Source organism: Streptomyces sp. NBC_00104 (genome assembly GCF_045160825.1).
GTDB lineage: Bacteria > Actinomycetota > Actinomycetes > Streptomycetales > Streptomycetaceae > Streptomyces.
Genome location: NZ_CP108215.1, coordinates 660216 through 684764 on the forward strand (window position 1 = coordinate 660216; position 24549 = coordinate 684764).

Below are 24549 nucleotides of genomic sequence, written 5' to 3' on the forward strand. Positions count from 1 at the left end.
GATGCCAGGCCGACGACACCGTTCGGCCGCCTTGAGCCAGCGACTCATCGACCGGCGACAGCACGCGGTTCTGCACAAGGTGGGCGGCGAGCTGCTGTCCAGCGGGAATCAACGCCATTGACAGGCGGGCGCCGCGGAAGGGGCAGGCGCAGCCGTCATCACTGTTGCGCGGAAGGTGACAGTGACACTGCTGCTGCTGCGATTGAACTCCCCAAGGCCTCGGTCGGCCCGGGCTTCATCGCATCAGCGGGGGCTGAGCGCGGCGAATGCCTGGTCCAGCAGGTCGACGAGGTCAAGGCGACCGTCGGAGGCGGTCCAGTGGTCGAGAGCGATACTGAGACAGTCCAGCGCGACGGCGGCCTTCACAGAGGCGGCCAGCGGCAGAGGCCGTGGGGAATTGGCGCGCTCGCCAAGCGCATTGGCCAGGGCAGGCCACCAGCCGCGCTGCTTCTCCATCTGCCGGGCGCACAGGGCGGGCGTGTCGCGGACGAGCCGGGTCATCGTCAGAGCCCGGTCCGGGTCCTGACGGTAGTGCTTGAGGGCGACGTCCAGCCCGTGACGCAGCGCCGTCCAGTCGTCCTCGTCGGCCGGACGGGCGCGTACCGCGTCGGCGACCTGCCCGCCTTGCGCGTCGAAGACGCTGAGGACTGCCTCTTCCTTGCTGCCGAAGTACCGAAGGAAGGTGCTGCGGGACACTCCTGCCGCGGCTGCCAGATCATCCAGCGTGACCTTGTCGAATCCTTCGCGCAGGAACAGGTCGAACGCCACCTGGGCCAGTTCGGCTCGTACGGCGGCCCGGGCGATGTCACGGGTCTTCGAGCGCCCGACTGCCACATCCACCCGCGTCCCCATCCCATCCCCTAAGCCGACTCAACCCCAACATTGTCTGCCAGGTGCCAGTATGACACCCGGTTTCATGGACGAAGATCTTCGGTCGTCCTGGCTGTCCGGCATCACGGCGAACCACCGACCCCGCCACATGCTTTCTGACCGAGCAGACGCACGCCGCCCGCACCAGAGGCGCCGACGCCCACTCCGCGGTTGCCACCCGGAGGTCCGCCGAAGGCCGGTGGCGTACTGGGGGCCAGAGCCGGTACCTCCGCCAGGGAAGACCCTTCAGACCGGCGGCATCCCCGATGACAGCCTGGCCGCGGGACGTTCTTGCAGGCCAGGCGGCGGCCACTCCTACCGGGGCACGAAGGCGGCGAAAGCCTCGTCGAGCAGAGCCTCGAGGTCGAGGCGGCCGTCCGAAGCGCTCCAGCGGTCGACGGCGATGTTCAGGCAGTCCAACGCGGCGGCCGCGCGCACCAACGGCACCAGGAGTGTGGGCCACGAGGGGTCGGCGCGCTCGGCGAGTGCCTGGGCGATCACGGGGCGCCAACCGTTCTGCTTTTCCAGCGTGCGGGCACCCAGCGCGGGCGTGCGCATGATCAGCTGGGACATCTCGAGTGTGCCGTCCGGATCCTGGCGGTGGGGCTCGGTGACGGCGTCCAGCGCACGTCGCAGGGCCGTCCAGTCATCCTCATCGGCAGGCCGGGCACGTAGAGCATCGGCGACCTGCTCGCCCCGGGCGTCGACGGCGCCGAGGACGGCATCCTCCTTGCTGCCGAAGTAGCGCAGGAAGGTGCTGCGGGATACTCCCGCGGCCGCGGCCAAGTCGTTGACGGTGACGTTGTCGAAGCCGTCGCGACGGAACAGGTCGAAGGCCACCTGCGCCAACTCGGACCGGATGGCGGCCCGGGCGATGTCTCTCGTGCTCGGACGTACCGCTCCAGTCATTCGTCGATCCTAACTCTCATTTGATGCCGACCCGCAGTGTTGAGCTACAGTTGCTAGAGTGACACTGAGTTTCACAATGCAGTGGGTGACGCAATGATGGCACCTCTACTCAACAAAGGGGCAAGTCATGAGGGGTCTGCAGGGCAAGAGGATCGTCATCGCCGGGGGCGCGACCGGCATCGGTGCGGCGACGGCCGGGCGGCTCGCCGAGGAGGGGGCCTCGGTCGTCGTCGGCGACATCAATGTGGCTGAAGCAAAGGCCACTGCCAAGGGCATCACCGAAGCGGGTGGCACCGCGATCGCCGTCGAGTTCGACCTCGGTGACGAGGCCACGATTCAAGCGCTGGTCGACCGGACCGTCGCCGAGTTCGGCGGGGTCGACGGGCTTTTCAACGTCGGCGCCGACCTCTCGCCGGCCACTCTGGGTCGTGACGTCGACCTGCTGGAGATGGACCCGGCCGTGTGGCGCCGCACCCACGACGTGAACCTGCTCGGCTACGCCCTGACCTGCCGCGCGGTCCTCCCGCACCTGCTGGGTCAGGGCGGCGGCGTCATCGTCAACACCTCCTCCGGCGCGGCTTGGGGCGGCGAGCCCACGCGGCCCGCGTACGCCGCCTCCAAAGCCGGGATCAACGCGCTGACCCGCCACATCGCCTCCCGCTGGGGCAAGGAAGGCATCCGCTGCAATGCCGTCGCCCCAGGCCTGGTCATGGGCGAGACCCAACAACGCCAGGACGACCAGCCGTTGCAGGCCATGGCATTGCAGTACGCCCGCAGCCCGCGGCTGGGCGAGCCCGCCGACCTGGCCGGCGCCGTCGCCTTCCTCTTCTCCGACGACGCGGCGTGGATCAGCGGCCAGGCCTGGTCGATCGACGGCGGCATGAGTGTGCGCGGCTGAAAGCAGGTGCTGCGGCTCCGCCGCATCTGCTCCCTCCACGAACCCCATGCGCCCTTCCCGTTCACCTATGTCAACTGACCGGAGACGTGACCCCATGACCAAGACCCTCGGACTCATCGGCGCCGGCAACATCGGCAGTGCGCTGGCTCGCCTGGCCGTGGCCGCCGGCCTGAATGTCGTACTGAGCAACTCACGTGCCCCGGAGACCCTCGCCGAACTCGTCGCCGAGCTCGGCGAGCAAGCGCGCGCGGCCACCCCCGCCGAGGCCGCGCAGGCCGGCGACCTGGTGGTGGCGACCATCCCGCTGAGCAGCTACGACAAGCTTCCGGCCGCCGCCATGGCCGGGAAGACCGTCATCGACACCATGAACTACTACCCCGATCGCATCGGCCACATCGCCGAGTTGGACGCCGGTGGGCTGACCTCCAGCACTCTGGTGCAGCAGCACCTGGCCGACTCCCGGGTGGTCAAGGCGTTCAACAGCATCGACTTCGTGCGCCTGTTCACCTCAGCCCGGCCCACCGACGCCGACGACCGCAGTGCCCTGCCCATCGCCGGTGACGACACGGCCGCCAAGGCGCAGGTGGCCGAGCTGCTGGATTCGCTGGGCTACGACACCGTGGACATCGGCACCCTCGCCGACAGTTGGCGCAGCGAGCCGGGCACCCCGGTCTACGTCCAGCCGTACCTGCCGGCGCAGCCCGAGGGACTGACAGACGAGGAGAAGTGGCGCTGGTTCTTCGAGGCCTCGGTTGTCCCGGTGCCTGCCGCCACGGTGAGGGAACTGACCGACACCGCCGTCCGACGCTCAGCGGGCGACGCCCGCGCGACCCTCGCCCGGGAGTGAACCAGGAGACGCGGGCCATGATCTGCGGCCGAAGGCTGACATGCGACTGGCCATCAACATCGTGGGATTCGACGATCCTCCGGGCGACCTGACGAGACACGGTGGGCTGGGGCCGGAGCCGGCCGCAGTCGGGGCCGCCGCCGAGGCGGCGGGGGTGGGCCGGCTGTCCACAACGGACCGTTACTTCCAGATGGAGGTAATGGGCGGCGCCGACAGCGCCATGCTGGAGTGCTGCACCACGCTCGGTTACCTCGCCGCGCACACCTCCACCGTGCGACTCGGGGCTCATGATCGGCGGAAGCGGTGAGCAGAAGATCCTGAGGCCGGTGGCCCAGTACGCGCACGCCTGCAACCTGACCGTCCCCACCCCTGCCGAAGTCGCACAGGCTCGATGTGCCGAGCCGTCACCTCGACGACGTCGGCCGGGACTACACACAGATCCGAAAGTGGCCATGTACTCCGGGGAAGCGACATCGGCGGCTTCGCCAGGGCGATGGCCGACCATGCCGAACTCGGCATCGAAACCGTGATCGCTTCTGTTCCGCTCGCCGGTCGGCCCGGTGGATCGACGACCGCGCCGCGCCCGCAGCGCGGCGGCTGGCCCACCTCGACTGACGGAAGCCGTGTCTGACCGGTCGAGGCCGATCCATGGTCAGGGCGGACAAAGCCACCCGAGCCCTGGGCACAGGCTCGGCCCCGGTGGACAGCGCGCCTGGGCCTCCGATTTCCCGCCTGCCCGCCGCACCACTCACCGCTCACCACTCACCACAGGGAGAAAGATGCCTGATCAGCAGTCGCACAACAGCCGCTACCGAGTCGCGCAATGGGCAACGGGCAACATCGGGACGCGAGCCCTTCGATGCGTCCTGGAGCACCCGCAGTACGACCTGGTCGGCGTGTATGTGCACTCCGACGCGAAGGTCGGTCGCGATGCCGGTGAGCTGTGCGGCACCGAGCCGACCGGCGTCCGTGCCACCGGGGATATCGAGGACATCCTTGCCGCCGAACCGAACTGCGTGCTCTACATGCCGGCACCTGAAGGCGTCAAGATCGACGATATGTGCCGGCTCCTCGAGTCGGGGGCCAACATCGTCACGTCCGTCACCGCGTCCGACCTCACCCCTGACGCGCAGCAACAGATCGAGGCAGCGTGCCGGCGCGGTGGGGCGTCGCTCTACGCCACGGGTTCGAGCCCGGGTTGGATCACCGAAGTTCTCCCTCTCGCGGTGACCGCCCTCCAGCGTCGGCTCGATCGCCTGACGATCGAGGAGTTCGCCGACATGTCGACGCGCGACTCGCCGGAACTGCTCTCCCAGATGTTCGGCGGCGATCCCGCGGCGATGGACCTCACCTACTTGACCGCCCGCCTCAAGGACGGATTCGGCAACTCGCTGCGCCAACTCGCCGACGGGCACTCAACACCTCTTGATGACATCACCACGACGGCGTCAGTGGCTGTCGCGGCGAAGACAGTGAAAGTCGGCTCGGTGGCGATCGAGGCCGGCACGGTCGCCGCGTGGCGGTTCGAGGTCACCGGGCTGCGGGACGGCAAGCCGTTCATGGTGATCCGGCCGACCTGGTACGTGACCAGGGACCTCGAACCGGCCTGGGAGGTGCGAGACAGCGGCTGGCGCGTCGTCGTCGAGGGCGACGCCCCGCTCGCCATCGACATCCGCGTCGCCACCGAGAACTCCACCGCGGTCTCACCCGGCTACACGGCCCACATCGTCGTCAACGCCGTACCCCTGGTCTGCGAGGCGCAGCCCGGCATCAGGACCACCCTCGACCTGCCGAGGATGGTCGCGAACCTGGCCTGAACACCCGCGTGCGGTCGTGCTTCACGACTATGCCTGGGGCGACGCGAGTTCGACGACGGTGATGTCGGACGGCGCGCCCACCTTGACGGGTGGGCCCCAGGCACCGGCGCCACGGCTCACGTACAGCTGGGTGTCGCCGTGGCGTTCGAGTCCGGCGACGGTGGGGTTGGCCAGCTCCGCGAGCAAGTTGCCGGGAGATCTCCGCGTGACCGCTGGCATACATCCGCACGTAGGCGAAGTCGAAGCTCTGCGCGAGTCGGCGCGCGTCGGTGAGGAACAGCGCTGTCGCCAGTCCGTCGGCGAGAGCGGCGCTGTCGGCCGCGACCCAGGTGGCGACCACCTTCCGGGCGGGGCGACCGGTGCGCGCGTCGAGCAGGTGGTGCAGCCCGTCGCCCCAGGTGCGGGCACCGACCCCGGAGGCGCACAACGCACGGCCCCGCACGTTCGCCACGCCGATCACGAGCTGCGGGTCGAACGGATACTCAAGGCCGACTCGGATGGCGCGTTCCCTCACATGGCGCAGATCGCCACCGGCGTCGACGACGAAGCGGGCTATCCCGGCTTCCCGCAGGATCGCCGAGACGATGTCCACGAGGTAGCCCTCGCCCACCGCTCCCACGTCGATCACGACCGGCCGCCGGGTGAGCAGCGTCCTGCCGTCCCTTACGATGTCCGCCGCCCGGGTCGCCCGGCCCCGGGCGCGCTCCTCGGCCCGGACCGCGTCCGGGACCGGCATGAGGGAGTACGAGGCGTCGTACCCGAGGAGTTCGAGATCACGGCCGACAAGCGGGTCAACCGCACCGCCGGTCGCGGTGACGAGGCGGTCATAGAGGTCGAACAGGGTGAGTGAGTCCTCCGGGAACTCGAACCGGCCCCCTGTCGAAGCGGTCGCGATCCGGGACACGAGCGAGTCGGGACGGAAGCGCGAGTACGTGGCGTCGAACTGTTGGATGCGGTCCAGGAGCCGGTGGCGCAAGCTCCCGCTCAGCGGCTCGTCGGTGTCGATCTGCCAGTCGGTGCCGATGGCGTCGAACGTGAACCGGCTGTGCTCGGCTGCCGGTCCGCCCGGGGCTGCCGTCCCGGAGGCCTCGACAGGGTGGCGCGTGATGTGGTGCACGATTGCCGCTCCGCTCGGTTCGGTGGGTGACTGCTGCGGGTGCGCGTGGCCTCGGCCGGCCATCCGAAGTGAGGTGAGAGCCCCGTCGCCCCATCGAGGCAGCACGGTGGTGGCACCCCGGCCTGCCGGCCTGCCTGGGACGACGTCAGTCCAGCTCAGCGCCGCCGTTGACGGTCCGGGCGCTCTGCGCGAGGCCGAACGGGCCGTAGGGGTAAGGCGCCGGGCCAGGATCGCTGGCCTTGTCGAGGAAGGCCACAGCGCCCACGTCCAGGTGCAGGTCGGCGGCGCCGAGGTTGTCGGTCAGCTGCTTCATGTCACGGGCACCGATGATGACCGAGGTGACTTCGTCCCGGTCGGCGACCCAGCTCAGCGCCACCTGGGCGGGCGAGGCGCCGGTCTTCTCAGCGACCTGGACGACGGCGTCGGCCGCGGCCCAGGTCCGGTCGGCGTTGGCGTAGTTGGCCGAGGTGTACTGGTACAGCGGGTTGTCTCCCCCGGCCCGGGTGTCGGGCCCTGGCTGGACGCCGCGCGCGTACTTGCCCGTCAGGAAGCCGCTCGCCAGGGGCGACCAGGGGAGCACGCCGAGGCCGTTGTGCGCCGCCGCCGGCAGGACCTCCCACTCCACCTCGCGGACGGCGAGGTTGTACTGCTCCTGCAAGGTCACCGGGACCGGCCAGCCGTTCGCGCGGGCGGTGGAGACCGCGAGCTGGAGCTGCCAACCGGTGAAGTTCGACAGGCCCGCGTAGCGGATCTTGCCCGCCCGGACGGCGGAGTCGAAGAACGACAGGGTTTCCTCGATCGGGGTCAGCGGGTCCCAGGCGTGCACCTGGTACAGGTCGACGCAGTCCACACCCAGTCGGCGCAGCGAGCCGTCCAGCGCCCGGGAGAGATGGCGCCGGGACAGGCCGACGTCGTTGACGTCGTCGGTGAACGGGAACCGGCCCTTGGTGGCGAGCACCACCCGGTCGGTGACCTCGCTCGGACGGCTCTCGAGCCACCGGCCGATGATCTCCTCCGTCACGCCGCGGTTATAGAGATCAGCGGTGTCGAAGAAGTTTCCGCCCGCTTCCAGGAAGGCGTCCATCTGGGCGAACGCCTCCTCCTTCGAGGTCTCGTCACCGAACGTCATGGTGCCGAGCGCGAGGTTCGACACCACCGTGCCCGTGTTGCCGAGTCGGCGGTATTCCATCGTGCGTTCTCCCTAGGAGTGGAGTGGAGTGGAGTGCGATCGTGCGAACGGGAAAGTGGCTGTATGGGAGCGGTCCGAACCCCGGGGAACGGGCCCCCGCTGTGCCGGGGGCCCGTCGTGCTCCGGCCGTCAGTGCGCGATGACCGGAACCTGGGCCTGCTCCGCGGCCTCACCTGAGGAGTCGGCCCTGCCGCGGCCGCCACCGTTGACGAGGACGAAGGCGATCAGCGCGGCCAGCGCCATGATGGCGGTGCCCCAGCCGAAGGCCACGGCGTAGCCGTGGACGGCGGCCTGCTGGGCGGCCGTCTCGGGGACGGAACCGGAGAACGCGCGTGCGGCGATCCAGCTGCTGGTGGCACTGGCGGCGATGGTGTTCAGCAGCGCGGTGCCGATGGAACCGCCGACCTGCTGCGAGACGTTGACCATCGCGGAGGCGACGCCCGCGTCCTGCGGCCGGACGCGGGAGGTGGCCAGGCTCATGCCCGGCATCGAGGCCGTACCCATGCCCAGGCCGAGCAGGATCTCGGAGGGCAGGACGTGGGTGGCGAAGGAGCTGTCCACCTCCAGCCGGGTCAGCAGCAGCATGCCGATGGCGGCCAGCAGGAAACCGGGGCCCATCAGGAATCGGGCCGGGACACGGTTGACCAGTCGGGTGCCGATCTGAGTGGAACCGATCACCAGGCAGACGACCAGGGGCAGGAAGGCGATCCCGCACAGGACCGGCGAGTAACCCTTGTTCAGCTGCAGGAAGTAGGTCAGGAACAGGAACTGACCGAACATGCCGATCATGGCCAGCCCGAGGGAGAGGTAGGCGCCCCCACGGTTGCGGTCCGTGATCACACGAAGCGGCAGGAGGGGTGCCTTGACCCGGGACTCGACCAGCGCGAACGCGGCGAGCAGGAAGACCGCGGCGACGAACATGCCCATGGTGAGGCCGGAGTCCCAGCCGTCCTGTTCCGCCCGGGCGAAGCCGTAGACCAGGGCGACGAGTCCGACGGTGGCCAGCAGGGTGCCCACGACGTCGAGCCGGTCACGGTTGCGCTGGTCCCCCCGGTCGTTGATGTAGAAGGTGGCACCGGCCGCGGCCACGACGGCGAAGACGATGTTGACGTACATGCACCAGCGCCAGTTGATGTACTCGGTGAGCACACCGCCCAGGAGCAGGCCGACCGCACCGCCGGCCGCGGCGATGGCGCCGAAGATGCCGAACGCCTTGGCGCGCTCCCTGGCCTCGGTGAACGCCACGGTGAGCAGGGACAGAGCGGCCGGGGCGAGCAGGGCGCCGAACACGCCCTGGAGGGCGCGGGAGGCGAGAAGCATGCCGAGGTTGACGGCTGCGCCGCCCAGCGCGGAGGCCAGGGCGAAGCCGGCCAGGCCCACGACGAAGGCCCGCTTGCGGCCCCACAGATCGCCGATCCGTCCGCCCAACAGCAGCAGACCGCCGAAGGCGAGGCTGTAGGCGGTGATCACCCACTGCCGGTCGCCGTCGGAGATGTTCAGGTCCGCCTGGGCGTGCGGCAGTGCGATGTTCACGACCGTCGCGTCCAGCACGACCATCAGCTGCGCTATGGCGATGACTGTCAGCGCTTTCCAGCGCCGTGGATCGACTGCCGGGGCACCGGCGGGAGTGTGACGTGCAGACATGGGAACGGCTCGGTTTCTGTGACGGATGGAACGAAGGGAAGCGCCGGACACCTCAGAGCGGGGACCACGCTGCCGGCCGCGCGGGCAAGGCCCTCTTCCACACGCGTCCAGCGTGCGGGCCGGCGGCGACATGTGGCAGGCCGGGCTGTGCCCTGGAGCCGTGTTCGGTGCTGTGGCAGGGCACCCCACGCGCCTTCCGCCCAGGTCCTGACATCCCCACACTTCGAACACATGGATCGTGAGCAGCACAGCGGCGGCACCCGCGGTACGGAGCTGGGGCGCTTCCTGCGCGCCTGCCGTGCCCGGCTGATGCCCGAAGAGGTGGGCCTGGTGGCCGGCGGTGGGCGACGCCGGACTCCCGGACTGCGCCGGGAGGAGCTGGCCACTCTCGCCGGCGTCAGCATCGACTACTACGCGCGGCTGGAGCGCGGCACGGAGACCCGGCCCAGCCCGTCCGTGATCGACGCCTTCGCCCGCGCGCTGAAGTTGGAGGAAGACGAGCGCGATCACCTACGCGCTCTCGCCGCTCTCGCGGCCCGGTCGACGCCCGAGCCGCCGTCGGCGCCCAACCGCACCGTGCGGCCCGGCGTCAAGCTGCTGCTGGAGAGTCTGCGCCCCTACCCCGCGCACGTGTTCAGCCGTACCGGCGACGTGCTGGCGTACAACCCGGGCGGGCTGCGGCTGCTCGCCGGCCTGGACGACTGGCCGGCGAAGCAGCGCAACATCGCCCGCTACGTCTTCCTGCACCCCGCCGCCCGAGGCCTGTTCGACGACTGGCACATCCAGGTCCGCACCTGCGTCAACGGACTGCGCGCCCTGGCCGGCAGGGAGCCGGACGCACCCGACCTGACGCAACTCGTCGGCGAACTCCTGCTCAAAAGCCCCGAGTTCGCGCGCCTGTGGGAGCGCTACGACGTCAAGGGCCACACCTACGGTCGCAAGACCTTCCACCACCCCGAGGTCGGGGACCTCACCTTGGGCTACCAGACCATGCAACTGCTGGGCACCCCGGACCAGTGCATGGTCGTGTACCACGCCGAGTCCGGAACACCCGAACACGACGCGCTGACTCTGCTCGACTTGGCCGCGGCCGAGGCCGAGCACACGCCGAGGCTCTCGCCCGACAGCCAAACCATCGAGAACGCGTGACGGACGGCTGAAAAACCCGGTCGTCACGACACCCGTTGTCGGTGCGACCCGAGCCGGACACCTCACCGACACTGTCACGGCCATCGACATCGTCCTTACCGATGACGAGATCCGCTCCCTGGAGCAGCCGTACGCCACGCGCATGCCCACGAACTTCTGACAGCCCCGGACCCGGACCCCAGACGGATCACATGCCTCCTGACGTCACACCCACCAGCGCACATCCGCCGTCGCGCCACCCCGTCGGCGAAGGTTTCGAGCCCGAACTGGACCGGCGCGCCGAACTGCGGGAGTTCCTCCGATCCCGCCGGGCCCGTCTCGGACCCGAGGACGTGGGGTTGCCGTCATCCGGGCGACGCCGAGTGCCGGGACTGCGCCGCGAGGAGCTCGCGCAGCTGGCCGGGGTGTCCTTCGCGTACTACACCCGCCTGGAACAGGGACACGGCGACACCATGTCAGCCGAGGTACTCGACTCCGTCGCTCGCGCCCTGCGCCTGAGTGGGTACGAGCACGCGCACCTGTTTCGCCTTGCCCGGCCGGAACTTCACGGGAATCGGCAAGCCCTGCCCCAGAGGCTGCGGCCAGGCGTCCAGCAGCTGCTGGACGCGCTCGACGGGGTCCCCGCCTACATCTGCGGCCGGCGCCTGGACATCCTGGGCTGGAACCGGCTCGCCACCACCGTGTTCGGGGATTGGTCCCGGCTCCCACCTCGGGAGCGCAACCTGTCCCGGCTGGTGTTCCTCTCCCCCGCGGCACGCGACCGTTTCGCCGACCTGGAAGCCAAGATGCTGGACATCGTCAGCATCCTGCGCGTGGACGCTGGCACACACCCGGAGGATACGGAACTCGCCGCTCTGATTGGCGAACTGGCGGAGAAGAGCAACGACTTCCGACGGCTGTGGGCCCGCCACCACGTACGCTGCAGGGGCCACGGCGTCCAGCGGCTACGCCACCCGGTGGTGGGCGAACTCGCCCTCTCCTTCGAAGCCATGGGGTTACCCGGCGACGCGGACCAGACCCTCGTCGTCCATCACGCCGAGCCCGGCTCGACGTCCCGGAAAGCCCTGTGGCTGCTGACAGGTCTGACGGCCTCACTCAGCGGGTCTGCCTCCTGACAACGCACACATGAAGCAACAGGATCCGGTCGTCGCTCGCGGGGGAAGCGGCACATCCTGTACTTCCTCGAACCGGGATCCCCGGCCCACGTGCGGCAGTTCCCGACCGAACCTCCGGGCGTACAACAGTGGCGACAGGGAAGACAGGCGTCACGGCTCCCGAGCTCAGCGACGGCGACGCACTGGGACGGTTCCTACGCATCCGCCGCACCCGGGCAGCCCAGCCGCCGGATTGCCCCAGGTCGGCCACCGCCGCACACCCGGCCTGCGCCGCGAGAAGCTGGTGCTGCGACCGGCATGGTTCACCGGGCTGATGGGCGGGGCAGTGGCGATGCCAATCGAGAGGCGCTTTGAGGAGGTGGCGCAGCCGCCGGGGACGTTGTGGCGCTCCGCCAGGAGGGTGCGCAGTCCCAGCGTTGGAGGGTGGCGGCGGTCAGTCCGGCGTTGCCCGCGCCGATGACCACCGCGTCGAAGGCCGTCGTCGTGGTTACTGTTCGGCGGCCTCTCGGGCGATCTGCTCGAACTGGGCGCCCATGGCCTCGCCGAGCGCCTGGGCGGCGGAGAGCGGGCGCACCATCACCGTGAACTCGTCGATCTTCCCTTCGTCGTCGAAGTGCAGGAAGTCGCATCCCTGGAGCTGCTTGCCGGCGACGGTGGCGGTGAAGACGAAGGCGTGATCGCGGCCGTCGGAATTGGCGATCTCACGGATGTAGGTGAAGTCCTCGAAGACCCGGAGCACGCCGCGCAGGATCGCCGCGGTGATCGCCTTGCCCGGGTACGGCTTGAAGGTGACGGGGCTGGTGAAGACGACGTCGTCGGCCAGCAGAGCGGCCACAGCGTCCAGGTCGCCGCTCTCGACGGCCTTACGGAAGGGATGCATGAGCCCACCTTTGATACTCAGAAAAGTGAATAGGTGTGTTGGAGATTAGAGGGCCCGTTAGGGCTTGTCCACAGGAAAGCGGTAATCATTAGTCACTTAGTTGATTAATCTGCTAGCGTGCAATCCATGGCTTTGCGGAACGCGGTGATGGCCGCACTGTTGGAGGGCGAGGCGTCCGGGTACGACCTCGCGAAGGCGTTCGACGCGACGGTCGCCAACTTCTGGATGTCGACGCCTCAGCAGCTCTACCGGGAGCTGGATCGCATGGAGGCCGAAGGACTCGTCACGGCCCGTATCGTCGAGCAGAAGCGCCGCCCCAACAAGCGACTGTTCTCCTTGACGGAGGCCGGGCAGAAGGCCGTCCACGCCTACACCGCCGAGCCCTTGGGTAAACCGGCGGTGATCCGGGACGAGTTGCTTGTCAAGGTGCAGTGCCTGGACGCGGGCGACATGGAAGCGGTCCGGACCGCCATCACCGAGCGCTTGGAGTGGGCCACCGCCAAGCTGGCCCGCTACGAGCGGCTCCGGCAGCGCCTGCTCGACGGGCGCTCCGAGGAGGCGTACTTCGCCGAGGCCGAGCGCATCGGCCCGTATCTCACCCTGCTGCGCGGGATGTCGTTCGAGCGGGAGAACCTCCAGTGGGGGGACATGGCGCTGCGCAGGCTCGAACAGCGCACGGCCGCGCTCCGGGCCGACGGCTGACGGCTGACGGCTGACGGCTGACGGCGGCGGTCCCACTCATACAGGTAGTCAACAGAGTGGGTATCTTGGGTGGAGGTGACTGGCGGGTCGATGTTGGACTGACGTAGAACACGGTGAACAGCAGTGCCACGACGCCTACGACCACGTCGTTGACGATCCGCAGACGCTTCGCGCGCAGTAGGCGAAGGGATGGATGTCACTCATTCCAGCTCCCGTCCGGTGAAGAGCAGTTCAGCACGAGGAGCCGCCTGGCGTCGTCGCGAGCCAGAGCATCACACCGATGGGGAGATGTCCCCAGCGGACGCGGCCACCGGAAGCAGCGCCGGCCGCTTGGCCTGGCGGCCGTCGCCGGAGGAGCGGCCACGCAGGCGGCGGCCGACCCAAGGGCCGAGGAAGGTGCCGGCCCAGCGCACTTCGGCACCCACGGTCCTCCAGACAGAGACGTCTGTCCCCTCGACCGGAAGGGGAAGGGTCCACTTGTCGTCGCTGCCCGGCAGACCGAGCGCCTGGGCCACGGCAGCCGCGATGCGCGCGTGTCCCAGCGGGCCGGCGTGCAGCCGGTCAGCACTCCACAACCGCGGATCGGTCGCCGCCGCGTGCGCGGCCGTCTCCGCCACTACTACGCCGTGGCGGTCGGCGGCCTCCCGGATGCGCGCGTTGAGTGCGAGAACACGGTGACCGATCGGGCGAGCCAACGGCGTGATACGCCCGACATCTGGAAACATGAGGGTCGCGACGGTGGCGCCCTGCGCGGTGAGGGCGGCGAACATCGCCTCAACATGGCCGGCCACCTCGTCGAGGTCGCAGCCCGGGCGCAACGCATCGTTGACCCCAGCCACCACGGTGGCGAGGTCGGGCCGCATCGCGAGGGCCGGAGCCAGCTGCTCGGCGCGCACCTGACCGGCCTTACGGCCGCGCACCGCGAGGTTGGCGTAGAGCAGGCCGGGGCTGTGGCGGGCGACCTGCTCGGCGAGCCGGTCCGCCCAGCCCCGAAGACCACGGACATCGTCGCCGTCCCCGAGCCCCTCGGTATGACTGTCGCCCAGGGCGACATAGCGCAGATACCCGCTGCTCGACACGGGGCCGACCGCCTCTCGTCAACGCTGCTGATGGCAGTGGCACACGGCCATCGCTAAACAACTAGGCACCTAGTCGCATTGTTGAGTATGAGGATAGCTGCGGGCTCACCTTCCTGCAAAGTGACGCCGCTCAGGCAGGTGCTGAGGCCGTCGAGGGCGGTCCACCACCTCGGTCCACCGCCTCGGTCCACCGCCTTGGTCCCGCGCCGACCTCACCGCCCATCCCCTCTTCAGACCTGAGCACCGACCACGGTCTGCGCTGGCACCTGAGCGCCCGGGTCGTCAACGGCATGCACGACGAGGACGCGGTCGGCTTCACCACCGCCCGCCGTTTCGCGCCGAACCGCCCGTACCGGGTCACCTTCAACGGTGGCGTCCACGGCCCGGGCGACAACGCCTGCTGCCAGGCCGCCATGCCCCCGGCTCACCTCCGGCTCTTAAGAGCCGGGGACGGAGTTCACCCGGCCGATCCGGCCGGGAGGGCCCGCCGGCGGCGGCCGGGCGCTCGGAGCGGGCCCCGTCGAGGGGTCAGACGAGGGGTCAGACGAGTGAAATTACGACCGACTTGGTCCTCGTGTACGCCTGCAGCGCCTCCGGGCCGGATTCGCGTCCGTAGCCGGACTGCTTGACGCCCCCGAAGGGCACGGCGGGATCGAGCATGGCCCAGTCGTTGACCCAGACGATGCCGGCGTCCAGTCGCGCGGCGACCCGATGGGCGCGCGCCAGGTCGGAAGTCTGCAGACCGGCGGCGAGTCCGTACGGCGTGCTGTTCGCCAGCGCGATCGCCTCTTCCTCTGTGTCGAAGGGCTGAACCGTCAGCACCGGGCCGAAGATCTCCTCCTGGACGGTGCGGGCGTCGTTGTCCAGGCCGGCGATGACGGTGGGCTTGAAGTAGTAACCGCCGTCGAGTTCCAAGCGCTCACCGCCGACGACGATGCGGCCGCCGTCCTCGACGGCCGCTTTCACGAAGCGCTCGACGTTCTCCACGTGCCGCTCGCCGGCCATCGGCCCGACGACGGTGGCCGGGTCGAAGGGGTCGCCGACGGGGACCGCCGGAACCGCGTCGGCGAGGATGCCCAGCATGGTGTCGTACAGGGACCGGTGGACCAGCAGCCGGGGTCCGCCCATGCAGAACTGTCCGGTGTTGAAGACGAAGGCCTTGATGATCGCGCCGATCGCTTTCCCGACGTCGGCATCCTCGAAGACGATGTGCGGCGCGTTGCCGCCCAACTCCATGGTGACGGGCTTGAGTTGTTCGCCGGCCGTGCTCGCCGCCAGGCGGCCGACCCTCGTCGACCCTGTGAAGGCGATCTTGTCGACGCCTGGGTGACGCACCAGTGCCTCTCCCAGGACGGGGCCGCTGCCGGTGACGACGTTCACCACTCCCGAGGGAACGCCGGCATCGGCGAGGATCTCCGCCATCAGCAGCGCGCTGAGGGGGGTCTCGTCGGCCGGTTTGTGGACGATGGTGTTGCCGGCCGCCAGGGCGGGGGCGAACTTCGACGTGCTCAGGATCAACGGGAAGTTGAACGGGGTGATCGCTCCCACCACGCCGATGGGCTCCCTGCGGGTGTAGGCGTGGGAGGGTATGGGGAGCTGCCGCGTGGCCCCGTCGAGGCTCTGCGCCAGCGCCGAGTAGTACTCGTACGTCTCGGCCACGGTCTCCACGTCCACCCCCCGGCTGAACGAGACGGGCTTGCCGACGTCGAGGCTCTCCACGGCGGCGATCTCGTCCGCCCGTTCGCGCACCAGATCGGCCACCCGGTGCAGCACACGGGCGCGCTCGCGGGCCGGTGTCCGGGGCCACGGCCCCGCGTCGAACGCATCACGGGCAGCGGCCACCGCGGCGGCGAGATCGGTCCCGTCGGCGTCCGCGACCGTGGTGACGACTTTGCCGGTGGACGGGTCGATGACGTCGCGCCGTTCCTTGGACTCCGCGTCCCGCCACTCTCCGCCGATGAACAGCCTGCCCGGTTCGATGTGCGGTCGCTGCACGCTCATGCCCGCTCGCCTTCCCGGTGCGGCGCGAAGCCATCACCGTACTCACGCCGGTCGCGCCACTGCGACCGGCAGGTTTTCGGATGATGGCCCAGCGGTGACGGCACTGGACAGAGAGCCGGGAGGCGAGCGCTGGAAGTAAGGACGAATGACGTATCTCGTGCGCGACGTTCGGCCTTGCGAGGTCGGTCTGGTGTCGAGTGGCACGCCTTCGCGGTCCGTGCTCCCACCGGCCCGGCAGCGTTCCGTCCGATGGGCCGAGGAGAGTCAGGACATTCGTCGCTGTGCACATGTACTTGAACTCTCAAGAATTGATCCAGGAGCCCAGCCGGACCGGCACGGCCCGTCTTGTTTTCCGTGGAAGGACGATCGATGACAAGTTCTCTCGCACGCAGGCAGATTCTCGGCGCGGGCATCGCCCTGGGAGCGACGGCCCTGATCGGTGGTACGGCACAGGCCGCCCCGGGCACCGCCAGATCCTGGCCCGGGGAGTTCTCGCTGCCCAACGGCTGGGGGCCGGAGGGAGTCGCGATCGGCTCCGCGCCGTACGCCTACTTCGGATCGATCGCCACCGGCGGCGTGTACCGGGTGAACCTCACGAACGGCAAGGGCAAGGTCGTCCACCGCGGCCTGGGACGCATGACGGTCGGCCTGAAGGTCGACTCCTGGGGCCGGCTGTTCCTGGCCGGCGGCAGCAGTGGTGAACTGCGGGTCGTCGACGCCCACAGTGGTGCGCTGCGCGCCAACCACGTGGTCGCCGGCGAGAACAGTTTCGTCAACGACGTCCTGCTCACCCGCGACGCCGCCTGGTTCACCGAGTCGTTCAGCGCACAGCTGTTCAAGCTGCCCCTGGGCCGGCAGGGCCGCATCGGCGCCCCGGAGAGCCTCACGCTGAGCGGTGACTGGGTGCAGTCCGGTTTCACGTCCAACGGCATCTCGCTCACCCCCGACGGCAGCGCCCTGCTCGTCACCAACGCGGCCGCGGACGGCGGATCACTGATGCGCGTCAACCCCCGCACCGGCGTGGCCCGCAAGGTGGACCTGGGTGACACGGCGCTGCCCAGCGGCGACGGGCTGGTGCTCATCGGCCGCACTCTCTACGTGGTCCAGCCCAACCCCAACCAGGTGGACGTGATCCGGCTCAACCGGTCGGGCACAAGGGGCACCGCGATCGGGGTGATCAGGGACGACCGCTTCGACCTGCCCACCACGGCCGCCGCGTACAAGGGTCGGCTCTACCTGCCCAACTCCCGCTTCACCACCCCGGACCGGGACGAGAACACCCCTTACAACGCGGTGTCCGTGCCGTTGGTGTGACGTACGGCCGGAGTACGACTGGACCCCGTCCGCTCGAAGCGGGCGGGGTCCGTTGCTCTGACGTACGGCCGGAGTGCGGCTGTACCCCGCCCGCTCAAGGCCGGCGGGGTACAGCCGCACTCGCCGTTTCTATCCGTGCGTCGTGATGGTGTGCGCTTCGGTGAAGGAGAGTCGTTGTTGACCCGGTCCACCACGGAATCGACGTCGTCGAAAGGCAGGATCGGCAGGGCGGGGCCGAACTGCTGCTCGGTGACGATCCGCAAGCGGGGGTCGGGGTCGAGGACGAGTGCGGGACGCAGGAAGTGGCCCGCGGAGGTGGCGGCGCCGGGGGCCAGGGTGCCCCGTTCACGCACCTCGGCTCCGGCGTCGGCGGCCTCGGCCAGCATGGCGGTGACTGTGTCGCGTTGGGCGGCGCTGTTGAGCGGGCCCATGGTCGAGGCGGGATCGGTTCCCGCGCCCACGCAATGAGTGTCGAGGGCGGAGGTCAGCGCGTCGACGAGTTCGTCGTAGCGGGAGCGATGGACGTACACCCGTTTGACCGCCATGCAGACCTGGCCGCTGGTCAGGGAAGCGCCCTGGACGAGCTACCAGGAAGCGCGGGAAGGAAGGGGCGATGACGCCTGTCGGACAATCATCCACCTGACGGACAGCTTTGGGTCAGCGTCACTTCGGACCCTTCCGGTGTCAACCCCTTCGCTGGGAAGCCCCGCCTGAACTCATGTCCGCAGCGCGGACACGCGTTAGGGTGACGGCGGGAATCCATAGCTCGACCGCAGCCGAGGAGTCGCGTGCCACGCCAGGGAACAGGACCGGATTTCATCGAGGCATTGGCCCGAGGGCTCGGGGTCATTGCCGCGTTTCCGCCCGGGCAGCCACAGATGTCACTGGCTCAGGTCGCCGGCGCCACCGGGCTCGCCAGGCCGACCGCCCGCAGGATTCTGCTGACCCTGGAGGAACTGGGCTATGTCCGCTCGTGTGAGGCGGGGTTCGCGCTGACCCCCAGGGTGCTCGAACTCGGGGTCGCCTACGTACGCTCCATGGGTCTGTGGGACATCGCGCGGCCCCATATGGAGCGCCTGGTGGAGCGAACCGGCGAGTCGTGCTCCGTGGCTCAGCTGGACGGATCGGACATCATCTATGTGGCCCGGGTGGCTGTCCCCAAGCTCGTGACCCTGTCGGTGCAGATCGGAACACGGTTTCCGGCTCTGCAGACCTCTCTGGGAAAGGTACTGCTGGCAGCCTTGCGGGCCGATGAGCTGAAGCAGGTGCTCGCCGAGCCTTCCCGCTCGGGGCTGACGCCGTGCTGGCAGCCTGACCTCGGCGAACGTGACGCGGCCCTGCGCGAGGTGCGAGCACGGGGATGGGCGCTGACGGACCAGCAGTTGGCGCCCGGTATCCGGTCGGTCGCGGCCCCGCTGCGTGACGGCTCCGGCCAGGTCATCGCGGCGCTCAATGTCAACTGTCACGCGGCCGAGACATCGGTCGAGCGACTTGTCGAGGAGCATCTGCCACCGCTGTTGCAGACGGCGGGAGACATCAGCGCGGATTTCGCCCGCGTCGCCGCGGTGCCGCAGGCCTGAGGAGCCACTGCCCCCTGCACGGACCTGAGGGCCGTCGAGGGGCCGCGTGCGCGTCACGCCTCCTCGAAGGCCGCCAGATCGAGGGGCGTGGGCCTGAAGTCCTGAAGCCGGTCCGCATAGGTGCCGGAGAAGAGTTCCGCGACTGATCCGGCGGTCCAGCCGTCCTGCCGGAACCGCTCCTCGACCTCACCGGGGTGCGTCCACAGAGCGATCCGGTCGCCCCCCGCCGCGATGGCCTGTCCGGTGATGTGGGCCGACTCCTTCGACGCCAGATACACGATGACCGGTGCCACGTCGTCCGGCGATCCCAGCCCCTGCCGCCGGACGGCGTCGGGAACGGGCTCCCCCGCGTCGACCTTCGCCACGAGGTCACCGACCCGGGGCATGGTCGCCACCATGCGGGTCAGCGCGGTGGGCACGATGGCGTTGACGGTGACATCGATCTTCGCGAGTTCGAGCGCCCAGGTGCGTGCCATCGCGACGATCGCGCCCTTGGAGGCCGAGTACGCGGTCTGGCCGAAGCTGGCGCGCTGCCCCGCCGGCGATCCCACCAGGATGAGCCGACCGCCCTCGCCCTGTTCCCGGAAGTGGGCCGCCGCCGCGCGGCCGCAGGTGAACGTACCGCGCAGATGGCTGTCGACGACGACGTCGAAGTCGTCGTCGGTGGTGTTGCGCAGGGTCCTGTCACGCAGCGCACCGGCGTTGGTGACCATCACATCGAGCCGGCCGAACTCGTCGACCGCGCGCCGCACCAGCCCGTCGGCGAACTCGGAACCGCCGACCGCCCCGACGTGCGCGACAGCTGCTCCGCCCGCGTCCGTGATCAGGTCGACCGTCTCCTTGGCCACGTCGGCGTCCAGGTCGTTCACGACGACGGAGGCACCCGCCGCCGCCATGGCACGGGCGTAGGCACGTCCCAGGCCTCGGCCCGCACCTGTGACAATGGCGGCTTTGCCGTCGAGCATGATGTCCTCCTGAGCTGGTCGATACGGCGTCCTTCTGAGCGTAGGAACGCCGGGGCCCGTGAGGATCCCGCTGATGACGGCACCTGTGGCCGACCTCTGTCCCGTCCGGTCCGGGACATCCGTCGCGGTCGGCGGAGCGGTCAGCCCTTCGGGGGCACCAGCCCTTGCCGTACCGCGAGCAGCGCGGCCTGGGTCCGGGAGGTGAGCCGGAGTTTGCGCAGGACGTTGCTCACGTGGGTGCGGGCGGTGCGCTCGCTGATCACCAACTCGTCGGCGATCTGCTGGTTCGACCGTCCTTCGGCGACCAGGACGAGGACATCGCGTTCCCGGCCGGTGAGCGAGGCGAGCCCGGTCGGTGGCGAAACGATCTCCTGGGTGAGTCCCCTGGCCACCGCGGGGTCGAGGAAGACCTCGCCCCGGGCGGCCGCGCGGATCGCGGCTACCACCTCACCCGCATCGGCGTCCTTGAGCAGGTAGCCGGCGGCTCCCTGGGCGAGCGCCGCGTGGACGCGTTCCATCTCGCCGAAGCTGGTGAGCACCACGACCCGGACACCGGGGTGACGCTGCTTGATCGCTCCGATCGCCGTGGCCCCGTCCATCCTGGGCATGAGCAGGTCGATCAGCACCACGTCCGGCAGTTCCCGGTGCACGGCCATCGCGTCCAGCCTGGTGAGCGCCTCCTGGCCGTCGGCGGCCTCCGCAGCCACCTCCATGTCGTCCAGGACCTCGAGGTAGGCGCGGATTCCGCGGCGTACCACGGCGTGGTCGTCGACGATCAGGACCCGGACCGGGCGGAGTGCTCCGCCTCCGTGAGCGGGACTGCCGACGGAGCGTTCCGGCCGCGCTCCGAGTCCGCGGGCGGCGCCTGGGGCACTCGTACCGGAAGGGGTACGACGACCCGTACGGTCGTGCCGCTCCTCGCGCCGGATCTGATCCTCATGGTGCCGCCCCATCGCTCCGCCCTTTCGCGCATGGTCGTCAGTCCGTAGCCGTGGTGCCGGTGGGGACCGGTGCTTCGGCCCCCTTCGCTGTCCGGCGCGTCCCGTCGTCCGCCGGAGTCCGCGAATCCGCAGCCGTCATCGCGGATCACGGCGGTCAGTGTGTGGTCACGTATGCCGAGGCGGATGGTGACGGCGGTGGCCTCCGCATGCTTGACCACGTTGTGGATGGCCTCGGCGACGATCCGGTACATGTCCTCGGCCAGTTCGGGTTCGACCGCGTCCACTTCCTGCCCGCACTCCAGCCGAATGCTGAGACCCGTCCGGTTCTCGGTGCTCTTGACGAGCGTGGTCACCGCGTCCTCCAGCCCGAGCCGTAGGGAGTCGGACGGACGGAGTTCATGCACCATGGCCCGGAGATCGGCGAGGACGGTCCGCGACAGGGACCCGACTTCGTCCGCGAAGTTCCGGACCGCCACCGCGGAAACCGCTTCGCCCCGCGCACCCAGCACTCCCACGGCGTTGGCCTGCATGCCGATGGAGAACACCTGCTGGACGATCGAGTCGTGCAGGTCGCGGGCGAGGCGCTGACGCTCGTTGCGGCGGGCACCCTCACGCTCCGTCTGGAGCAGCGTGGCGTGGTCGACGGCGAGGGCGGCCTGTTCCGCCATGGCGGCGAGGAACTCCAGTGTCCGGCTGCCGATCTCCTGGCCGGGGGCGAAGTAGGCGTTCAGCACCCCTTCGGGACGGCCGCGCGCCATCAGCGGCACACTGACGAAAGAGTCCCAGTTCAGCTCCCCGAGGTACGCGTGCAGCGGTTCCCAGGCGGGGTCCTCGAGGATCTGGGCCCATCGGTGCGGCACGACGATCGGCTTGCGCTCCCTCAGGGTGTCCAGCATGCGCAGCCTGGCGCCCCGGTCACGACACTCCAGGAGACGGTCGAGGAACCCGTCCCAGTGCCGCAGCCCTGCAGAACCCATCAGCCTCAGTTCTCGGCCGGTGCTGTCGAGGGTGAGGATCTGCACGCCGGCCAGGCCGTCCGCCTGGACGATCTGCTGGGCCACGGCGTCCAGTGTCGAGCCGAGCGAGCCTTCCGAAGCCAGCGCTATCGACGTCCGGGCGATCGCCGCGATCCTGCGCTGCCGATGCCATTCGTCGGTGACGTCGCGGAACGACACCACCGTGAACTTCGGGTCGGTCGGCAGACTGCGGGTCCGGTAGGCAAACTCGCGACGGGGTCCGGATGCGGGCTCCCAGTGGGCCACCTGCTCGTCCGATCGAGCTTCCAGCAGCCCGGCCCGGCATGCGCCGACCCCCTCCGCCGGCGTGAACGGGGACGGCCCACCGATCAGCTCACCCTCCGAGTCCGCCTCGAGCAGCGCGACGGCCGCCGGGTTCAGCCGTACGAAGCGGCCCACGCAGTCCAGAACGGCGAGGCCGTCCGGCGCGGCGGCGGCGATGTCGTCCCACCCCACGAGCGGCGACGCGGACATGACCGATCTCCTCATGGTCGACGAACGATGAACCTGCCCGGAAGCCCGCTCTGCCAGGCGGACGCGGCGTGGAACCGGGTACCTGCGCGGCAGGCGTCGGTCGGCCTGGGGACGAAGCCGACTCAGGGCCGGTCACAGCATCGTAGCCTGGCGGATTCCGGGCGGTCCTACGTCATTCGACCTGTTCATCGGCGGGACGAAGCGCCGATCAGGTTCAGTCAATGCTCGCGTTCCCCCTCCTGAGGGCGGCTGCCTAGGTTGGAAGAGCGCCCCGTGGACCGTTACTCCCCCCAAAGGGTCCGCGGGGCCGCACGAGCGGCCTGCTCGATCATGTGGTCCGCGCGAGCCATCGAGGACGAGGAGGTCCGAGACGTGGACGTGTCCATCGGCACGATCTGGGAGGCGGTGTGCCATGCGCTGCCCCACGCCGTCGCCATCACGGAGCCCGGGCGCGAGATCACTTACCGTGAGTTCGACGAGCGGGCGTCACGGCTGGCCACCGCGATGGAAGAGGCCGGGGTCGGCGAGGGCGACACCGTGGCCTGCTACCTGTACAACGGCGCCACCTACCTGGAGACGGTCTTCGCCGCATTCAAACTCGGTGCCGTACCGGTGAACGCCAACTACCGCTACACCGGCGAGGAGCTCTCCGAACTCCTGACCGACGCCGACGCGGCAGTGGTCGTCTTCAGCGGCGCCCTGGCCGCCCGGGTCACGCATGCCGCCGACCATGTGAGCACGCTGAAGCTGCTCGTGAGGGACGGCGCTGAGCCTGCCGACGGCCCGGCCGGGCCTGTCGTACCCGAGCTGGAAGAACTGCTGGCGGAGCATGAACCGCGTAAGCCGCAGCCACGCCCCGGATCCGACCGGCTCTTCATGTACACCGGCGGGACCACCGGCAAGCCGAAGGGCGTGGTGTGGCGACAGAGCGATCTGCTGCACTCCCTGGTGGTCCCGATCTTCCATCCGCTCGGTGTCACCGAGCTGCCGGCGACGCTCGACGAGGCTGTGACCATCGCGGTCGAGGCACACCGCGAAGGCAGCGCGCCGACCACGATGCCCGTTGTGCCGCTGATGCACGCCACCGGACTGTTCAACACCATGGGCGCTTTGATGGTGGGCGGCAGGGCGGTCACCGCGCGGCAGGGCGGGCTCGACCCGGAGCACGTCTGGCGCACGGTCGCCGAGCAGCGGGTCGCGACGGTCATCGTCGCGGGCAATGCCGTGTGCCGACCGCTCGTCGACGAGCTCGTGCGGGCGGAGCAGGCGGGGATGCCGCACGCTCTGCGCTCTGTGCGCAGGGTCCTCAGCTCCGGCACGGCTCTCAGCGACGTACTCAAGCGGCGACTGCACGAGCGAGCCGAGATCACGGTCATCGATGCCATCGCGTCGAGCGAAGGGGGGCCTTTCGCCTTCGCGATCACCTCCTCCCTCAGAGACCTGCCCGCCCGATTCTTCCCCGTGCCCGCGACGAGGGTGATCGGCGACAACGACCGGTTCGTCGAACCCGGCAGTGACGACGTCGGGAAGCTCGCCTACTGCGGGCCCATGCCGCTCGGTTACTACAAGGACACCGAGAAGAGCGCGACGACGTTCCGCACGATCGACGGGGTCCGGTACGCGATCCCCGGTGATCTCGCCCGTCTTGAGGCCGACGGCGCGATCCGGTTCCTCGGACGCGGCTCGGGCGTGATCAACACGGGCGGGGAGAAGGTGCACCCGCAGGAAGTGGAGAATGCCCTGCTCTCCCACCCCGGTGTGACCGACTGTGTCGTCGTCGGCGTCCCTGACGAGACCTGGGGCGAGCGGGTCGCCGCCGTCGTGGCTGTCCGGGCGGACACGACCGTCACCGGGGAGGAGCTGCGCGACTGGGCTCGGCAGAGCCTCGCCGGCTACAAGGTGCCGCGCTCCGTGGTCCTGACGGACGTCCTGCCCCGAACCCCCACCGGCAAGCTCGAAGTCGCCTGGGCCAAGAAGACCGTCCAGGAGTCCGACGCGGGCGACAGGGTGTGACAGTCGGGTGCGAGCAGCCATGGCCGACC

General features: G+C 69.6%; 21 protein-coding genes and 2 pseudogenes. 10 read left to right on the top strand and 13 right to left on the bottom strand.

The annotated features are described in order from the left end of the window. Nucleotides 1-243: 243 nt before the first annotated feature. Nucleotides 244-840, bottom strand: coding sequence for a TetR family transcriptional regulator (locus OG272_RS02755; RefSeq protein ID WP_405892407.1), 597 nt, complete (start codon nucleotides 838-840; stop codon nucleotides 244-246). A gap of 345 nt (nucleotides 841-1185) precedes the next feature. Continuing rightward, complete coding sequence (locus tag OG272_RS02760; RefSeq protein ID WP_326585150.1) at nucleotides 1186-1779, bottom strand: TetR family transcriptional regulator; 594 nt, start codon at nucleotides 1777-1779, stop codon at nucleotides 1186-1188. 127 nt (nucleotides 1780-1906) lie between these two features. Here OG272_RS02760 and OG272_RS02765 point away from each other — a divergent pair, with 127 nt between their 5' ends. The 4 genes from OG272_RS02765 to OG272_RS02780 all read left to right on the top strand — a co-directional run bounded on the left by OG272_RS02765 (nucleotide 1907) and on the right by OG272_RS02780 (nucleotide 5341). Continuing rightward, on the top strand, nucleotides 1907-2677 hold the full coding sequence (locus tag OG272_RS02765) for an SDR family NAD(P)-dependent oxidoreductase (protein WP_405892408.1): 771 nt from the start codon (nucleotides 1907-1909) through the stop codon (nucleotides 2675-2677). Nucleotides 2678-2771: 94 nt separating this feature from the next. Further along, on the top strand, nucleotides 2772-3524 hold the full coding sequence (locus tag OG272_RS02770; RefSeq protein ID WP_405892410.1) for an NADPH-dependent F420 reductase: 753 nt from the start codon (nucleotides 2772-2774) through the stop codon (nucleotides 3522-3524). A 40-nt stretch (nucleotides 3525-3564) separates the two neighbouring features. Then, complete coding sequence (locus tag OG272_RS02775) at nucleotides 3565-3831, top strand: hypothetical protein (RefSeq protein WP_327731662.1); 267 nt, start codon at nucleotides 3565-3567, stop codon at nucleotides 3829-3831. A 472-nt stretch (nucleotides 3832-4303) separates the two neighbouring features. Further along, nucleotides 4304-5341, top strand: coding sequence for a dihydrodipicolinate reductase (locus tag OG272_RS02780; protein WP_327731661.1), 1038 nt, complete (start codon nucleotides 4304-4306; stop codon nucleotides 5339-5341). A 27-nt stretch (nucleotides 5342-5368) separates the two neighbouring features. On the opposite strand, the pseudogene OG272_RS02785 reads toward OG272_RS02780, so the two are convergent. The 4 genes and pseudogenes from OG272_RS02785 to OG272_RS02800 form a co-directional block, all read right to left on the bottom strand. Further along, nucleotides 5369-5536, bottom strand: a pseudogene (locus OG272_RS02785) (metallophosphoesterase); the annotation flags it as partial. 73 nt (nucleotides 5537-5609) lie between these two features. Beyond that, nucleotides 5610-6521: pseudogene (locus OG272_RS02790) on the bottom strand (FAD:protein FMN transferase); the annotation flags it as partial. A gap of 82 nt (nucleotides 6522-6603) precedes the next feature. Continuing rightward, nucleotides 6604-7647, bottom strand: a complete 1044-nt coding sequence (locus OG272_RS02795) for an aldo/keto reductase (RefSeq protein ID WP_327731660.1) — start codon at nucleotides 7645-7647, stop codon at nucleotides 6604-6606. A gap of 129 nt (nucleotides 7648-7776) precedes the next feature. After that, entirely contained in the window at nucleotides 7777-9291 is a 1515-nt protein-coding gene (locus OG272_RS02800) for an MFS transporter (RefSeq protein WP_327731658.1), read from the bottom strand. Between the two features lie 231 nt (nucleotides 9292-9522). Here OG272_RS02800 and OG272_RS02805 point away from each other — a divergent pair, with 231 nt between their 5' ends. Next, nucleotides 9523-10440, top strand: a complete 918-nt coding sequence (locus OG272_RS02805) for a helix-turn-helix transcriptional regulator (protein ID WP_327731657.1) — start codon at nucleotides 9523-9525, stop codon at nucleotides 10438-10440. A gap of 191 nt (nucleotides 10441-10631) precedes the next feature. Then, a complete protein-coding gene (locus OG272_RS02810) occupies nucleotides 10632-11555 on the top strand; it encodes a helix-turn-helix domain-containing protein (protein ID WP_405892413.1) in 924 nt (307 codons plus the stop codon). 487 nt (nucleotides 11556-12042) lie between these two features. On the opposite strand, the gene OG272_RS02815 is transcribed toward OG272_RS02810, so the two are convergent. After that, the gene (locus OG272_RS02815; RefSeq protein ID WP_326585147.1) at nucleotides 12043-12435 is read right to left on the bottom strand and encodes a nuclear transport factor 2 family protein; all 393 of its coding nucleotides are present in this window, start codon (nucleotides 12433-12435) and stop codon (nucleotides 12043-12045) included. A gap of 126 nt (nucleotides 12436-12561) precedes the next feature. On the opposite strand from OG272_RS02815, the gene OG272_RS02820 reads away from it, so the two are divergent. Beyond that, complete coding sequence (locus OG272_RS02820) at nucleotides 12562-13137, top strand: PadR family transcriptional regulator (RefSeq protein WP_326585146.1); 576 nt, start codon at nucleotides 12562-12564, stop codon at nucleotides 13135-13137. Nucleotides 13138-13409: 272 nt separating this feature from the next. Here OG272_RS02820 and OG272_RS02825 read toward each other — a convergent pair whose 3' ends face one another. After that, nucleotides 13410-14216, bottom strand: a complete 807-nt coding sequence (locus OG272_RS02825) for an SGNH/GDSL hydrolase family protein (RefSeq protein WP_327731653.1) — start codon at nucleotides 14214-14216, stop codon at nucleotides 13410-13412. A 540-nt stretch (nucleotides 14217-14756) separates the two neighbouring features. Then, nucleotides 14757-16217 (bottom strand): aldehyde dehydrogenase family protein, encoded by a 1461-nt coding sequence (locus OG272_RS02830; RefSeq protein ID WP_327731652.1) that lies wholly within the window; start codon nucleotides 16215-16217, stop codon nucleotides 14757-14759. Nucleotides 16218-16586: 369 nt separating this feature from the next. On the opposite strand from OG272_RS02830, the gene OG272_RS02835 reads away from it, so the two are divergent. Then, nucleotides 16587-17531, top strand: coding sequence for a superoxide dismutase (locus OG272_RS02835; RefSeq protein ID WP_327731650.1), 945 nt, complete (start codon nucleotides 16587-16589; stop codon nucleotides 17529-17531). Here OG272_RS02835 and OG272_RS02840 read toward each other — a convergent pair. Then, a complete protein-coding gene (locus OG272_RS02840) occupies nucleotides 17501-18076 on the bottom strand; it encodes an aldehyde dehydrogenase family protein (protein ID WP_405892416.1) in 576 nt (191 codons plus the stop codon). The two genes, OG272_RS02835 and OG272_RS02840, sit on opposite strands and share 31 nt — an antisense overlap. Before the next feature lie 243 nt (nucleotides 18077-18319). Here OG272_RS02840 and OG272_RS02845 point away from each other — a divergent pair, with 243 nt between their 5' ends. Continuing rightward, nucleotides 18320-19111 (top strand): IclR family transcriptional regulator C-terminal domain-containing protein, encoded by a 792-nt coding sequence (locus tag OG272_RS02845; protein ID WP_327731649.1) that lies wholly within the window; start codon nucleotides 18320-18322, stop codon nucleotides 19109-19111. A 53-nt stretch (nucleotides 19112-19164) separates the two neighbouring features. Here the strand turns inward: OG272_RS02845 and OG272_RS02850 are convergent, their stop codons facing one another. From OG272_RS02850 to OG272_RS02860, 3 genes are all read right to left on the bottom strand, one after another. Then, nucleotides 19165-20076 (bottom strand): SDR family oxidoreductase, encoded by a 912-nt coding sequence (locus OG272_RS02850; protein WP_327731647.1) that lies wholly within the window; start codon nucleotides 20074-20076, stop codon nucleotides 19165-19167. Nucleotides 20077-20216: 140 nt separating this feature from the next. Then, nucleotides 20217-20834: a response regulator transcription factor gene (locus OG272_RS02855; RefSeq protein WP_327731646.1), complete on the bottom strand. Its 618-nt coding sequence runs from the start codon at nucleotides 20832-20834 to the stop codon at nucleotides 20217-20219. A 17-nt stretch (nucleotides 20835-20851) separates the two neighbouring features. Continuing rightward, on the bottom strand, nucleotides 20852-22507 hold the full coding sequence (locus tag OG272_RS02860; RefSeq protein WP_327731645.1) for an ATP-binding protein: 1656 nt from the start codon (nucleotides 22505-22507) through the stop codon (nucleotides 20852-20854). 372 nt (nucleotides 22508-22879) lie between these two features. Between OG272_RS02860 and OG272_RS02865 the strand changes: the two genes are divergently transcribed. Continuing rightward, nucleotides 22880-24520, top strand: coding sequence for an AMP-binding protein (locus tag OG272_RS02865; RefSeq protein ID WP_327731644.1), 1641 nt, complete (start codon nucleotides 22880-22882; stop codon nucleotides 24518-24520). Nucleotides 24521-24549: the final 29 nt, after the last annotated feature.

Excerpts from the sequence above, each read along its gene's own strand:
- OG272_RS02800 (WP_327731658.1), bottom strand. The coding sequence starts at position 9,291 with ATGTCTGCACGTCACACTCCCGCCGGTGCCCCGGCAGTCGATCCACGG.
- OG272_RS02850 (WP_327731647.1), bottom strand. The coding sequence starts at position 20,076 with ATGCTCGACGGCAAAGCCGCCATTGTCACAGGTGCGGGCCGAGGCCTG.
- OG272_RS02830 (WP_327731652.1), bottom strand. The coding sequence starts at position 16,217 with ATGAGCGTGCAGCGACCGCACATCGAACCGGGCAGGCTGTTCATCGGC.
- OG272_RS02820 (WP_326585146.1), top strand. The coding sequence starts at position 12,562 with ATGGCTTTGCGGAACGCGGTGATGGCCGCACTGTTGGAGGGCGAGGCG.
- OG272_RS02810 (WP_405892413.1), top strand. The coding sequence starts at position 10,632 with ATGCCTCCTGACGTCACACCCACCAGCGCACATCCGCCGTCGCGCCAC.
- OG272_RS02840 (WP_405892416.1), bottom strand. The coding sequence starts at position 18,076 with ATGGCGGTCAAACGGGTGTACGTCCATCGCTCCCGCTACGACGAACTC.
- OG272_RS02780 (WP_327731661.1), top strand. The coding sequence starts at position 4,304 with ATGCCTGATCAGCAGTCGCACAACAGCCGCTACCGAGTCGCGCAATGG.
- OG272_RS02765 (WP_405892408.1), top strand. The coding sequence starts at position 1,907 with ATGAGGGGTCTGCAGGGCAAGAGGATCGTCATCGCCGGGGGCGCGACC.
- OG272_RS02760 (WP_326585150.1), bottom strand. The coding sequence starts at position 1,779 with ATGACTGGAGCGGTACGTCCGAGCACGAGAGACATCGCCCGGGCCGCC.
- OG272_RS02775 (WP_327731662.1), top strand. The coding sequence starts at position 3,565 with ATGCGACTGGCCATCAACATCGTGGGATTCGACGATCCTCCGGGCGAC.
- OG272_RS02835 (WP_327731650.1), top strand. The coding sequence starts at position 16,587 with ATGACAAGTTCTCTCGCACGCAGGCAGATTCTCGGCGCGGGCATCGCC.
- OG272_RS02770 (WP_405892410.1), top strand. The coding sequence starts at position 2,772 with ATGACCAAGACCCTCGGACTCATCGGCGCCGGCAACATCGGCAGTGCG.
- OG272_RS02795 (WP_327731660.1), bottom strand. The coding sequence starts at position 7,647 with ATGGAATACCGCCGACTCGGCAACACGGGCACGGTGGTGTCGAACCTC.
- OG272_RS02815 (WP_326585147.1), bottom strand. The coding sequence starts at position 12,435 with ATGCATCCCTTCCGTAAGGCCGTCGAGAGCGGCGACCTGGACGCTGTG.
- OG272_RS02805 (WP_327731657.1), top strand. The coding sequence starts at position 9,523 with ATGGATCGTGAGCAGCACAGCGGCGGCACCCGCGGTACGGAGCTGGGG.
- OG272_RS02860 (WP_327731645.1), bottom strand. The coding sequence starts at position 22,507 with ATGTCCGCGTCGCCGCTCGTGGGGTGGGACGACATCGCCGCCGCCGCG.